The organism is Caulobacter sp. UNC279MFTsu5.1 (genome assembly GCF_900114015.1).
Lineage (GTDB): Bacteria > Pseudomonadota > Alphaproteobacteria > Caulobacterales > Caulobacteraceae > Caulobacter.
Map to the genome: position 1 here is coordinate 1 of NZ_FORN01000081.1, position 12,683 is coordinate 12,683.

The 12,683-nt window shown below is 69.4% G+C and carries 10 protein-coding genes and 1 pseudogene; 5 read left to right on the forward strand and 6 right to left on the reverse strand.

Annotated elements, in window-relative coordinates; translation table 11 throughout:
• Positions 1-51: 51 nt before the first annotated feature.
• Positions 52-162 (reverse strand): annotated as a pseudogene (locus tag BM066_RS27435) (hypothetical protein); the annotation flags it as partial.
• 184 nt (positions 163-346) lie between these two features.
• Positions 347-1,021, reverse strand: a complete 675-nt coding sequence (locus tag BM066_RS25210) for a YiaD family glycine zipper/OmpA-like lipoprotein (protein WP_089931145.1) — start codon at positions 1,019-1,021, stop codon at positions 347-349.
• A gap of 210 nt (positions 1,022-1,231) precedes the next feature.
• Here BM066_RS25210 and BM066_RS25215 point away from each other — a divergent pair, with 210 nt between their 5' ends.
• Complete coding sequence (locus tag BM066_RS25215) at positions 1,232-2,167, forward strand: isopenicillin N synthase family dioxygenase (protein ID WP_089931146.1); 936 nt, start codon at positions 1,232-1,234, stop codon at positions 2,165-2,167.
• Positions 2,168-2,259: 92 nt separating this feature from the next.
• On the opposite strand, the gene BM066_RS25220 is transcribed toward BM066_RS25215, so the two are convergent.
• Together BM066_RS25220 and BM066_RS25225 are read right to left on the reverse strand one after the other, a co-directional pair.
• Positions 2,260-3,933, reverse strand: coding sequence for a TadE/TadG family type IV pilus assembly protein (locus tag BM066_RS25220; protein WP_255367721.1), 1,674 nt, complete (start codon positions 3,931-3,933; stop codon positions 2,260-2,262).
• Between the two features lie 120 nt (positions 3,934-4,053).
• Positions 4,054-5,880, reverse strand: coding sequence for a M2 family metallopeptidase (locus BM066_RS25225; RefSeq protein ID WP_089931150.1), 1,827 nt, complete (start codon positions 5,878-5,880; stop codon positions 4,054-4,056).
• Positions 5,881-6,055: 175 nt separating this feature from the next.
• On the opposite strand from BM066_RS25225, the gene rlmN reads away from it, so the two are divergent.
• From rlmN to BM066_RS25245, 4 genes are all read left to right on the forward strand, one after another.
• Complete coding sequence (rlmN, locus tag BM066_RS25230; RefSeq protein WP_089931153.1) at positions 6,056-7,258, forward strand: dual-specificity RNA methyltransferase RlmN; 1,203 nt, start codon at positions 6,056-6,058, stop codon at positions 7,256-7,258.
• Positions 7,259-7,675: a hypothetical protein gene (locus tag BM066_RS25235; RefSeq protein WP_089931154.1), complete on the forward strand. Its 417-nt coding sequence runs from the start codon at positions 7,259-7,261 to the stop codon at positions 7,673-7,675.
• Positions 7,676-7,762: 87 nt separating this feature from the next.
• Positions 7,763-8,191 carry a DUF350 domain-containing protein gene (locus BM066_RS25240; protein WP_089931156.1) on the forward strand — a complete coding sequence of 143 codons (429 nt, stop codon included), beginning with the start codon at positions 7,763-7,765 and terminating at the stop codon, positions 8,189-8,191.
• A 24-nt stretch (positions 8,192-8,215) separates the two neighbouring features.
• Positions 8,216-9,055, forward strand: coding sequence for a S1 family peptidase (locus BM066_RS25245; RefSeq protein ID WP_089931158.1), 840 nt, complete (start codon positions 8,216-8,218; stop codon positions 9,053-9,055).
• 23 nt (positions 9,056-9,078) lie between these two features.
• Here BM066_RS25245 and BM066_RS25250 read toward each other — a convergent pair whose 3' ends face one another.
• Together BM066_RS25250 and BM066_RS25255 are read right to left on the reverse strand one after the other, a co-directional pair.
• On the reverse strand, positions 9,079-10,797 hold the full coding sequence (locus BM066_RS25250) for an AmpG family muropeptide MFS transporter (protein ID WP_089931159.1): 1,719 nt from the start codon (positions 10,795-10,797) through the stop codon (positions 9,079-9,081).
• 37 nt (positions 10,798-10,834) lie between these two features.
• Positions 10,835-12,400 carry a response regulator gene (locus BM066_RS25255; protein WP_089931161.1) on the reverse strand — a complete coding sequence of 522 codons (1,566 nt, stop codon included), beginning with the start codon at positions 12,398-12,400 and terminating at the stop codon, positions 10,835-10,837.
• Positions 12,401-12,683 lie beyond the last annotated feature (283 nt).

Below are 12,683 nucleotides of genomic sequence, written 5' to 3' on the forward strand. Positions count from 1 at the left end.
CCGAAAGGGATCGAGACCGGGTCCGGCTAAGCCTCAACAGGGCTGCCCACCGGACGCTGGCGGAAAACGACCGCGCGGAGCGATCGGGCTTCGTCGAAACGGTATTTATCAAAGAACTCCGGACGATGTCCGGCGCTCCGCGACCCTTTCCATCCACTCACAGCGAAAGCGTGAGGACGACAGATCGCGCCGGTGAACACTTGCCCCCACCTGGCGGCTTCGCCGCCTGTCCGCCCCCAGAGGGGGCGGAGCCTTCGCACCGGCGCTCTTCCCCCTCCGGGGGAAGACGACCGCGAAGCGGTCCGTAGGGGGCAAGCGGCGTGAGCCGCCGCCCCCGACCCGATCGCTACCGCGTCAGCGGCCGCAGTATGATCTCCACCCGGCGGTTCTGGGCGCGGCCCTCGGCGGTGTCGTTGGAGGCGATCGGCTGGCGCTCGCCCTGGCCGGCCACGAAGACGCGGTCGGGCAGCACTCGGCCGGGACCGGTCAGGTAGCCGGCCACCGAGCTGGCCCGGCGCTCCGACAGGGTCTGGTTGTAGTCGTCCGGACCGCTGCTGTCGGCGTGGCCGACCACGTCGATCGTGGTCTGCGGATAGGCGTTCAGCGTGCGGGCCACGTCGTCGAGCACGCGGGTGAACTGCGGCTGGACCTCGGACTTGTCGACCGCGAAGGTCACGTCGCTGGGCATGACCAGCACGATCTGGTCGCCGTTGCGGCGGATCATCACGCCCGAACCCTCGAGGCTGCGGCGGAAGTCGGCCTGCTGGCGGTCCATGTAGTTGCCGACCGCGCCGCCGGCCAGGGCGCCGATGCCCGCGCCGATCAGGGCGTTCTTGCGGCCCTGCTCGCCCTTGTTGGTGTTGGTCAGGTAGCCCAGCACCGCGCCGACGCCGGCTCCGGTCAGGACGCCCGTGCCGGTGTTGTTGCGCACCGGCATGCCGGTATAGGGGTCGGTGGTGGTGCAGGCGCCCAGGGCGAGCGCGCCGGTCAGGGCCAGGCCGATGGCGGTCTTCTTGATCATGGGAAGCTTCCCTCTCTTTGCGGTCGTCGGGCGTTGTGGTCTTGATCGCATGCTGGGACGCGTGATCCCTTGGCAGGCAGAACGCTCCGCCCATGGTCAAGTTCCGACACGGTGCATGACCCGGGGATGAACAAACCCGCCGCCGCGCTTGGCGCTGGCGGTCCCGCCGGTGTAGTAAGTCCGGTCTTACTAATGTCGAGGCCCACGCCCGTGTCCGCATCCGCCATCGAACCCGTCTCGTTCACCCTGTATTCGAAGGACTTCGACCGGTTCGCCCAGGAGCTGGGCGCGTCGTTCCGGCGCTACGGCTTCGCGGTGATCTCTGAGCACGACCTGGCTCAGGCGCGCATCGACGCGGCCATCGCCGACGCCAAGGCCTTCTTCGCCCTGCCCGAGGAGACCAAGCGCCAGTACGCCGGGATCAAGGGCGGCTCGCGCGGCTACATCCCGTTCGGGATCGAGACCGCCAAGGGCGCCGACCACTATGACCTGAAGGAGTTCTGGCACGTCGGCCGCGACCTGCCGCCGGGCCACCCGTTCCGCGCCACCATGGCCGACAACGTCTGGCCGGCCGAGATCCCCAGCTTCCACCACAATGTCGGCTGGCTGTACGGGGCGCTGGACAGCCTGGGCGTGCGGGTGCTGAAGGCCATCGCCACCTATCTGGAGCTGGGCCGCGACTTCTTCGACCCGACGGTCAAGGACGGCAACAGCGTGCTGCGCCTGCTGCACTATCCGCCAATTCCCAAGGACGCCGTCGGCGTGCGGGCCGGGGCCCATGGCGACATCAACACCATCACCCTGCTGCTCGGGGCCGAAGAGGGCGGGCTGGAGCTGCTCGACCGCAACGGCGACTGGCTGCCCATCAATCCGCCGCCCGGCTGTGTGGTCTGCAACATCGGCGACATGCTGGAGCGCCTGACCAACCACGTCCTGCCCTCGACGATCCATCGGGTGGTCAATCCGCCGCCGGAACGTCGCGGCGTGCCGCGCTACTCGACGCCGTTCTTCCTGCATTTCGCGTCGGACTACCTGATCAAGACCCTGCCCAGCTGCGTCACGGACGAGAACCCGGACCGCTATCCCGAGCCGATCACCGCCGACGCGTTCCTCCAGCAGCGCCTGCGCGAGATCAAGCTCGCCTAGCCGGAACCTCCATCAGTCCCGGGACGAGCCGGAGGCGCGGCGTCGCCAAGAATCAAGACCAAGGCCCCGGAGCCTCGCTCCGGGGCTTCGACCTATTTGGTGATCCGCAGGTTCTGGATCGAGCCGGCGATGGTGTTGAACACCGAGGTCAGTTCGGCGGCGTCGGTGACGTCGTAGTACATGTCCAGCTTGGTGGCGCATTGCTGCAGGATGGTCTTGGAGTGGCTCGAGACCCCCACGCCGATGGCGTAGATCTGCACCCCCTTGGCCTTGGCGTTTTCGCACAACAGCTTTTCGCGGCTGTCGATCGCGTCGCGGCGATTGGTGGCCGTGGAGCTGGTGGTCAGGGACGCGCCGCTGGCGTCCTTCAGGCGGCCCTGGGCGATGTAGCCATAGCCCGTGTAGACCGAGTTGTTGGGGTTGCTGTAGGTGTCGTTGGTGTTGTCGCCGTCGGTCAGCAGCACGATCACCTTGGTGGTCTTCTTGCCGTCGGCGGTGGTCGGGTTGACGCCGTCGGCGAAGGGCGCGTTGTTCGACAGGGTGTGCCAGCCCCAGGCCAGGCCCATGGCGACGTTGGTGTTGCCGTTGGCGATCATCTGGTCGAGCTTGGTCTTCACCGCGTCCCGCTGGGTGGTCGAGCGGACATTGGTCAGGCGCATCAGACTGGTCAGACCGCAGCCCGCGTTGGGGCCGTAGGACGTGCCGGTCTTGGCCAGGCTGAGCACGTTGCCCTTGTTGCTGGCGGCGTATTTGGCGATCGGCGTCGACCGCGTGCTCCAGGCGGTCGCCGAGGTGCCGCTGGGCGAGACCCCGTCCGGCAGCCAGTTGTTCATGATCGGATAGTACGTGCTCTGGGTGCGGGCGTCGCGATAGCGCGTCGAGCTGGACTGGTTGACGCCGACCGTATTGTCGTCGGGTTCGTCGGGCGCGAAGAACGGCACGAACATCGAGGCGGGCACGGAGGGGCTCGGCGCGTCGTCGGTGACGTCATAAGGCGCGGGACGGCTTTCGACGCAGCCGGCCCAGGTCAGGCCCAGGTTCGACAGCAGGGTGAAGCGGTCCTGGTTGGTGGCGAACACGTCCGCGCCGTAGCCGGTGCTCGGCATCTTGCCGGCCAGCCAGCTGGTCTGGGTCTGGTAGGTTGAGCCGACGTTCACGGTCATCGAGAACGGCACGACGCTGATCTTCACCGCGTCGGTCTCGCTGGCCCGCGCCGCGGCGGCGGCCAGGACGTCGACCAGCGACTTGGAGGCGTCGATCAGGGCGTCGATCTTCCGGGTCCCGGAGCCTAGGGTGCTGCCCATCGAGCCGGTGTTGTCGAGCACCAGGGCCACTTCCAGCTTATTGACCGAACGCATCACGGTGGCGGAAGCCGAGACATTCGCGTCGCCGCTGCTCCACAGGTTGGAGATGATCGGCTTGATCGTCACGTTCTGGATCGTGCCGACCACGGTGTTGTTGTCGCCCAGGGCGAAGGTCGAGTTGGCGGGCGTCAGGGGCACGCCCAGGCCGGCCATCTCGGTGGCCAGGGCGGCGTCGCCGATGGCGTCCAGATCGGCGTTGGTGGTCGCGGTCGAGCGGGCGGCCATCAGGGTCGCCGCGTCGAGGGCGTCCTGCAGCTGGCGCTTCTGGACGCTGGCGCGGCTGAGATCGATCAGGCCGAAGGTCAGGACGGCGATGGGGATCAGAAGCAACGCGAACTGCACGGCGATGGCCCCGCGCTCGTCGTCGCGAAGGCGCGCCGCAAGGCGTTTCCACATGGTCATGAGCAAAGGCCCGACTCCCCAGAGATCGGGCATTATCGCCAAGGACGGTGAACAGGCCGCAAACGACGATGGTGAATCCCCCCGTCTTCCCGGAGCGTCGTTCGGGCCCGCTTCAGGCGCCTACCAGCCGCAGGACTGACCCTTGTTCTGTTTGATCAGCCAGGCGTTCAGGGACGCGAAATAGTCGGCGATGGCGCTGGCGTCCAAGTCCTTCTCGCCGGTTAAGGCCTCCAGGGCCTCGGGCCAGGGCTTGGACTGGCCCATGGCCAGCATCTTCTCGAACTTCTCGCCGACCGCCTTGTCGCCATAGACCGAGCAGCGGTTCAACGGACCTTTCCAGCCGGCCTGGCGGCAGGCGGCCCGGTAGAACTGGAACTGATAGACCTGGGCCAGGAAGTAGCGGGTGTAGGGCGTGCTGTCGGCGACGTGGAACTTGGCGCCGGGGTCGAAGGCGTCGACCGGACGCGGCCCCGGGGGCGTGACACCCTGGTACTGGGTGCGCAGCTTCCACCAGGCCTCGTTGTAGTGGGCGGGATCGACCTGGCCCGAGAACACCTGCCAGCGCCACTTGTCGACCAGCAGGCCGAACGGCAGGAAGGCGATCTTGTCCATCGCCATCTTCAGCAGGTAGGGCACGTCCGCGTCCTCGCCGGGCACGGCGTCGATCACCCCGATCTGCTTGAGGTAGGTGGGGGTCAGGGCCGACAGGCCGACGAAGTCGCCGATCGCCTCGTGGAAGCCGTCATTGGCCCCGCCCCGGAACAGATACGGCTGGCCGGCATAGGCCCGCTGGTAGAAGTTGTGCCCCAGCTCATGGTGCACCGTATAGAAGTCGTCTGCGTTGATCCGGGTGCACATCTTGACCCGAATGTCCTGGTCGTTGTCGACGTCCCAGGCCGAGGCATGACAGACCACCTCGCGGTCGCGGGGTCGGGTGATCATCGACCGCTTCCAGAAGGTGTCCGGCAGCGGCGGCATGCCCAGGGAGGTGTAGAAGCCCTCGCCGGTCTTCATCATCCGGGTCGCGTCATACCCCTTGGCGACAAGGGCGTCGGTCAGGTCGTAGCCCGGCCCCGGAAGCCCCTGCGGCGCGGCGATGTCGTAGATGTTGCCCCAGGCCTGGGCCCACATATTGCCGGTCAGGTCGGCGCGGATCGGGCCGGTCCTGGGCTGGACGGCGTCGCCGTACTTGGCGTTCAACCGTCCGCGCACGTAGCAGTGCAGGTTCTTGTAGAACGGCGCGACCTGGGCCCAGAGGGCGTCGGTCTTGGCCGCGAAGGCGTCGGGCTCCATGTCGTACCACGAGCGCCACAGGGCCCCGGTGTCCTTGTAGCCCAGCTCGACCGAGCCTTCGTTGGCCAGCTGGACCAGCTTGGGATAGTCGGCGGCCATCGGCTTGGCCACGGCATGCCAGGCCTCCCACATGGCCTTGATCCTCGCCGGGTCGCGTTCGGTGCGCAGGCGGTCGTCCAGGTCGTCCAGCGTCAGGGTCTCGCCGTCGATCGTCACCTTGCCGGTCGAATACAGCGCCCGCATCCGGGCCTGGACGTCGGCCAGTTCCTGGGCCGCGCCGGGCCGGTCGGAGGCGGGCAGGACCAGGCCGGCCTTCAGGAGCTTCAGCTTGCGGCGGGTGACTGGGTCGACCTGCGTCTTGTCGAAGCGCGCGGCCTGCTTGGCGTACTTCACCGCCAGGGCATTGGATTCGGCGTCGACCTTGGCGTTCAGCCAGTTGGTGTCGTCGGTGATGTAGGTGGCCTGCACCCAGGCCATGCGGGCGGCGTATTCGCCCATGGCCATCAGGTCTTTCTCGGCGGTGTCGACGAAGGCCTTGGCCTCGTCGGCCGACGGGGCGGATGTCGCAGCGGCCTGGGCGTGAGCGGCGGGCGCGGCCAGGGCGGTGGCGCACAGGGCCACGGCCGCGCAGGCGGCCAGCAAGCGGGACTTCATCGGAGCCTCCCCAGACTTCGGCGATCCGCCTTGGGATCGGGATGGCGCATGGGAGGCGGCGCGGGCTCGGGCGTCAAGGCCCCGGAGCCGCGGCGCCCCGTCCTTTTGGAAAATGCCGCGAGAGCTGCTATATCCTCGCCTCGATCCCTGAAATGTCTTGCCTCCGGACCGCCCCTTGAGCGTCACCCTCGACCTGTCCCGCGTCGCGCCCGCCATCGACGCCCAGAAGCCGCTGATCAACCTGTCGGGCCTGACCCGTCCGCAGATGGTCGCCGCCCTGACCGAGAGCGGCGTGGTCGAGCACGGCAAGGCCAAGATGCGCGCCACCCAGATCTTTCGCTGGGTGCATCATCGCGGCGTGACCGACTTCGCCCAGATGAGCGACGTGGCCAAGGAGACCCGGGCGCGCCTGGCCGACCACTTCACGATCGCCCGGCCCGAGGTGGTCGAGCGCCAGGTGTCCAAGGACGGCACCCGCAAGTGGCTGATCCGCATGGCCCCGGGCGTCGAGGTCGAGACGGTCTATATTCCGTCCGTCGGACGGGTGGGGGCGCTGTGCGTCTCCAGCCAGGTCGGCTGCACCCTGAACTGCAGCTTCTGCCACACCGGCACCCAGGCCCTGGTCCGCAACCTGACCGCCGCCGAGATCGTCGCCCAGGTGCAGATCGCCAAGGACGACCTGGGCGAATGGCCGTCCGACAAGGAAGACCGCCTGCTGAGCAACATCGTGTTCATGGGCATGGGCGAGCCGCTCTACAATCTGGGCCAGGTGGCTGACGCCATCGAGATCATCAGCGACAACGAGGGCATCACGATCTCGCGCCGCCGGATCACGGTCTCGACCTCCGGCGTGGTCCCGCAGCTGGAAGCCCTGGGCGACAAGACCCAGGCCATGCTGGCCATCAGCCTGCACGCCACCAACGACGCCCTGCGCGACGTGCTGGTGCCGCTGAACAAGAAATACCCGCTGGACCAGCTGATGGCGGGGATTCGCGCCTATCCGGGCCTCAGCAACGCTCGCCGGGTGACGTTCGAATATGTGATGCTGAAGGGCGTCAACGACAGCCCCGACGAGGCCCGCGCCCTGGTCAAACTGATCAAGGGCATTCCGGCCAAGGTCAATCTGATCCCCTTCAACCCCTGGCCGGGCACCGACTATCAGTGCTCCGACTGGGCGGCGATCGAAGCCTTCGCCGCGATCCTCAACAAGGCCGGCTATTCGTCGCCGATCCGCACGCCGCGGGGCCGCGACATCCTCGCCGCCTGCGGCCAGCTGAAGAGCGAGAGCGAGAAGGTCCGCGCCTCGGCGATGCGCAAGCTGTCGATGGCGGCCATGGCCGGCGTGCTGGACGACGACGAGGACGAGGCGGCGGCCTAGATGTCGCCCCTCGCCGCGCCGGACGCCGCCATGATGACGGGCCCCGAGGCGCTGGCGCGGTTCCTCGAGACGTCCGACCAGGGCATCCTGCGCGGCGTGTTCTCGGCCGGCGAGGTGACCATCCTCGAGAATTTCCCGCCGCACGTCTTCACCGGCCAGGACGGCTTGGCGCATTGGCAAGCGTTGATGGCCCGGCACGTCGGCGCCATCGACGACCTGCGCCACGCGTTCGGCCCGCCGCAGGACTTCGGCCGGACCGGCGACACGGTCTATTTCTCCCTGCCCACGCGCTGGACCGGCGTCCGGGACGGCCAGCCGTTCGACGAGCATGGCGGCTGGTCGTTCGTGCAGGCGCTGGAAGGCGGGCGCTGGCGGATCCGGGCCTACGGCTGGTCGGTGGTGAGCTTTACCCAATAGCATCTGGCTCGTCGGACGAGCCCCCTACGCACGGCCGTTGATCCCGTGCTAGCAATGCCTCCCTCAAGTCCGGGGATTACCGTCTTCATGCCGCCTCAGCTCCAGTCGCCCGAGATCCAGGCCTTCGCCAGCGGCCTGCCGCTGACCCTGATGCACGCCGCCATCACCCTGACGATGCTGGTGGTGGGCACGGCGCTCTACGCCCTGCTGACCCCGCACAAGGAGATCAAGCTGATCCGCGAGGGCAACGCCGCGGCCGCCCTGTCGCTGGGCGGGGTGATGGTCGGCCTGGCCATTCCGCTGGCCACCTCGCTGTCGGCCTCGGTGTCGCCGCTGGAGATCGTGCTGTGGGGCGTCTCGACGATCGCCGTGCAGCTGTTGGTCTTCCGGATCACCGACATGCTGCTCAAGGGCCTGCCCGAGCGGATCAACGAGGGCGAGGTCGCCGCCGCCGCCCTGCTGGTCGGGGCCAAGATCGCCACCGCCCTGATCCTGGCCGCCGCGGTGGCCGGCTAAGGGCTGGGCGAGCAGGGGCGCGCCGTGCATTTCCCGAAACTTCCGGACTGGCTGATCTACGGGGCGGTGGTGGCCGCCCTGGTGGTCGTCGCCGTCGGCCGGCAGGAGCGCTCGGACGCCCCGCCGCCGCCGCCGCCGGTGCCCGGCGGCGAGGGCCTGCCGCTGGGCCCCGCCTCGCCGTTCGACCCGTCCGTCGTCGTCCAGGTGCCCGAGAAGGGCCAGCCCGGCAGCGGCACGGCCTTCTCGGTCGACGACGGCGGCTCGTGGCTGACCGCCCGGCACGTGGTCGACGGCTGTCGCGAGGCGGCGATCGTCGTGGCCGACGGCCGGGGCGTGGCGGCCCGCATCACGCTGGACCCGTCCGGCGACGCCGCGATCTTGACCACCGAGGGCGGGGCCCCCGCCGTGCCTCTTCGCGGGGTGACCGAGCCGCCCCGGCGCGGCGAGCGGGCCTATCATCCGGGCTTCCCGCAGGGTCATCCGGGCGAGGTCACCTCGCGCCTGCTGGGTCGCGAGAACCTGGTCATCCGGGGGCGCGGCGCCCGGGTCGAGCCGGTGCTGGTCTGGGCCGAGGTCGGCCGCACCGACAATCTGAAGGGCACGCTGTCGGGCCTGTCGGGCGCTCCGGCCCTGGACAGCGCCGGGCGGGTGATCGGCGTGACGGTGGCGGAGTCGCCGCGCCGGGGCCGGATCTACACGACCGCCCAGGAGACGGTCAGCGACCTGCTCAAGCAGAGCCGTCGCCGTCCGGCCAGCTTCGCCCTGGGCGAGGCGATCACCACCGAGAACTACGGCCGCGTCGCCGACGGCCTGCGCCGCGACCTGCGCGTGGCCCAGGTGGTGTGTCTCAAGAGCGAGACCTGAAACGTCGCCGGGCGGACCCTTGCTCAGGCCAGAGCCTCCTCCGTCTCCGCGGCCGCCTTGGCCGCCATGTGCCTCGGCTGGCGCGCCGCGACCGCAAACGACAGAGCGATGGCGACGACGCCGATCAGGGCCGTGTAGATGAAGAAGGCGGTGTAGCCCGCCGCCATGGCCGCGGCGCTGACGCCCAGCTTGGCGCCGGCGGCAGTGAAGCTCTCGGGCGGCAGGCGGGTGAACAGGCCCTTCAGCGTTCCGATTGGGCCGCCGGCCTGGGCCGCCACGGCCGAGGCCTCGACGATCCGTCCCGATTGCGAGGCGATCAGCTTGCCGGGCAGGGCGTACAGCGACGAGAACAGGGCGTACTGGGTGGCCGTGAAGCCCGCCGTGGTCAGGCTGGACATGTAGGCGATCAGGGCCGTGCCGGCGACGCCGCCGGCGATGTTGTCGATGCAGATCGAGGCGAACAGCATCGGCACGTTGTGGCCGCTCATGGCCAGCAGGGCGAACATCAGGTTGCTGATCGGCTGGGCGAAGGCCCCGACGATCAGGGCGCGCATCAGGCCGAAGCGCGCCACGACCACCCCGCCCAGGAACACCCCGGCCATCGAGGCGATGATGCCGAACACCTTCCGGATCTCGGCGATCTCGGTCAGCGAGAAGCCCATGTCGCGGTAGAACGGATTCATGATGTTGAGCACGAAGTCCGAGACCCGGTAGACGCAGATCGCCGCCAGGATCAGGCCGGCCACGCCCGAGAAGCGGGTCAGGAACTCCTTCAGCGGCGAATAGAGCGCCGTCGACAGATAGACGCCCGGCTTGGTCTTGACCCTGGGGATCGGCCAGGCGGCGATCACGATGACCGCCAGGCCGGCCAGCACTCCGGCCAGCTGCAGCCAGACGCCGTTGGGTTTGGCCTTCCAGGCTTCGGCCAGGGCGTCGCCGCCGACGATGTTCGACAGCAGGCTGGCGTCGCCCGACAGGCCCGAGCCGACCAGCAGGGCGCCGACCACCAGGATGGCCAGCCGCGCCAGCCATTCGAGGATCTCCAGCGCCTTGGGCTGGTCGACCCCGTCGGTGTGGATCGGCCGGATGGCGTGGGCCGCCTCGCGTGGGGCCAGCAGGGTCGAGATCACCCCGACCAGCATGACCCCGGCCATGGCCAGGTACGAGATGTTCCAGCCGAACCGCTCGGCCAGGATCAGCGGCACGGCGCCGGCCATGATCATGGCCCCGCGATAGCCCCATTGCACGGCCACGGCCATCTGGCCCTGACGGTCGGTGTCGACCACCTCGATCCGCCAGGCGTCGATGACGATGTCCTGGGTGGCGGTGGCGAAGCCGACGATCACGGCGATGGCGGCCATCAGCGGCAGGTTCGCGGCCGGATTGACGGTCGAGATCGCCAGCAGGCCCAGGATGATGACCGCCTGACAGACCAGCATCCAGGCGCGGCGGTGGCCGACCAGTCCGTGCAGAACCGGCACCTTGGAGCGGTCGATCAGCGGGGCCCACAGGAACTTGAACGAGAAGCTCAGGGTCGCCAGGCTGAAGAAGCCGATCACCGCCAGCGACAGGCCGGCGTCGCGCAGCCACAGCGACAGGGTGTCGAAGATCAGCATGAAGGGCAGGCCCGAGGCGAAGCCCAGGCCCAGCATCACCAGGCTGCGGCGCTCGCCGAAGAACGCCAGGGTCTGGAGGAGGGTCTTCTTCTGGATCTTCGAGCCAGGTTGGACGTCGTGGGTCATGCGTGGCGGTCCCCGGTGCGGGGAAGCCGCCCCGCCATCAGCCGGCGACCTTGGCCCGCGTCGCCGCTTTCGTCCAGCCGAGGCCCGTCCAGTTGGTCAGCACGCCGCGCAGAGCCGGCGAGGTCAGCGGCTTGGCCAGGAAGTCGTTCATGCCGGCGGCCAGGCAGGCGCGGCGGTCCTCGTCGAAGGCGTCGGCGGTCAGGGCGACGATGGGGGTGGTGACGCCGCGCTCGCGCAGGGCCCGGGTCGCCTCCAGGCCGTTCAGGCCCGGCATGCGCAGGTCCATCAGGATCAGGTCGTAGAAGCCGCGCGACAGGGCCGAGACGGCCTCGTCGCCGCTGGCGATGCGGTCGACCTTGCAGCCTTCGCGCTCCAGCAGGGCGCGGGCCAGCAGGGCGTTGATCGGATTGTCCTCGGCCAGCAGCACGCGGACGCCGGGCGCGGCGGCCGGGGCGATGCGGTCGTCCTCGTGGACGGTCGAGGCGGCCGGCTCGACCGCCCGGATCTCGGTCGCGGCCGTTTTCGCGGGCGGTCGGGCGGCCAGCACCTGGGCGATCAGCGAGGCGCGGCGCAGCGGCTTGATCAGATAGCCCAGGCCGGCGGCTTTCAGCTTGGGGATACGGTCGCGCTGGTCCGGGGTCAGCAGGGCCACGCAGGCGCGGCCGGCGGGGGCCTTCAACGCCCCGCGCGGTCCGGCCCCCTTTGTGTTTATTGGCGCCGCGTCGAGCAGCAGCACGGCCTCGGCCGGCGCGCCCTTCAGGGCCTCGGCGACCGTCTCGCCGGCCAGGGCCTGGCCGCCGCTGGCGCGGACCTGGCGCAGGGCCGCCTCGCGGACCATGGCGTTGGGCGAGGCGATGGCCACGGTCCGGCCGGCCAGGGGCAGATCCGCCGCGGTCGCCGGGAGGGTCTCGAACGGGGCCTCGAACCAGAAGTCGGCGCCCTGGCCCAGCTCGCCGCCGACCCCGGCCTCGCCGTGCATGGCGCCGGCCAGGCGGGCGACGATGGCCAGGCCCAGGCCCGCTCCGCCCAGTTGGGCCTGGTGCGAGGGGTCGGTCTGGACGAAGGCCTCGAAGATGGCTGCCCGGGCTTCGGGAGCGACGCCGGGTCCGGTGTCGCGGACGTTGAAGCGGATGCGGCCCTCGGAAACCAGCTCGGCGCTCAGCAGCACGCCGCCGGCTTCCGTGAACTTGATGGCGTTGCCGGCGTAGTTCAGCAGCACCTGCCGCAAGCGGCCCTCGTCGGCCAGGATCGTGGGCAGACCGGGCGCGGCGGCCCAGGCGATCTCGATGGCCTTTTCATGGGCGCGCGGGCTGAGCAGCTCGGCCACCTGGCGCAGCAGGTTCTCGACGTCGACCGGGGCGGCGTGCAGCTCGATGGCCGTGGCGCCCAGACGGGCGAAATCCAGCACGTCGTTGACCAGCGACAGCAGGTGGTCGCCGCTTTCGCGCAGGGCGCCGACATAGGCCCGCTGCTCGGCGGTCAGCCGCGTGCCCTCCAGCAGCCGCGCCATGCCCAGCACGCCGTTCAGCGGGGTGCGGAACTCGTGGCTGAGGGTCGCCAGCTGTTCGGGGGTGACCCCGGCGGAGGAAGGACGGTTGCTCATGGCGGGAGAGCTTAGCGGTCACGGCTTAACGACGGGTGTTCGATGAAAGGGCGCACGGCTTGGCCGCCACGCGCTTTCGCTGCGATGGGATGGGGAGGGTTGCGAAGCGCCCGGGCCTCGCCCGGAATAGCTTTGTTGTTGATACCGTTTCGACGAAGTCAGGCGCTTCGCGTGGAGCCGTTATCCGCAAGGCCGGGGCGCGCGGGCCTTTTCCGCCCTTCACCCCACCCGGTGGTTCCCGCTGGATCTGTGCACCGCTTGATTTCAGAGGCGGGAGTGAGCC

Excerpts from the sequence above, each read along its gene's own strand:
- BM066_RS25210 (WP_089931145.1), bottom strand. The coding sequence starts at position 1,021 with ATGATCAAGAAGACCGCCATCGGCCTGGCCCTGACCGGCGCGCTCGCC.
- BM066_RS25220 (WP_255367721.1), bottom strand. The coding sequence starts at position 3,933 with ATGACCATGTGGAAACGCCTTGCGGCGCGCCTTCGCGACGACGAGCGC.
- BM066_RS25225 (WP_089931150.1), bottom strand. The coding sequence starts at position 5,880 with ATGAAGTCCCGCTTGCTGGCCGCCTGCGCGGCCGTGGCCCTGTGCGCC.
- BM066_RS25235 (WP_089931154.1), top strand. The coding sequence starts at position 7,259 with ATGTCGCCCCTCGCCGCGCCGGACGCCGCCATGATGACGGGCCCCGAG.
- BM066_RS25240 (WP_089931156.1), top strand. The coding sequence starts at position 7,763 with ATGCCGCCTCAGCTCCAGTCGCCCGAGATCCAGGCCTTCGCCAGCGGC.
- BM066_RS25250 (WP_089931159.1), bottom strand. The coding sequence starts at position 10,797 with ATGACCCACGACGTCCAACCTGGCTCGAAGATCCAGAAGAAGACCCTC.
- BM066_RS25255 (WP_089931161.1), bottom strand. The coding sequence starts at position 12,400 with ATGAGCAACCGTCCTTCCTCCGCCGGGGTCACCCCCGAACAGCTGGCG.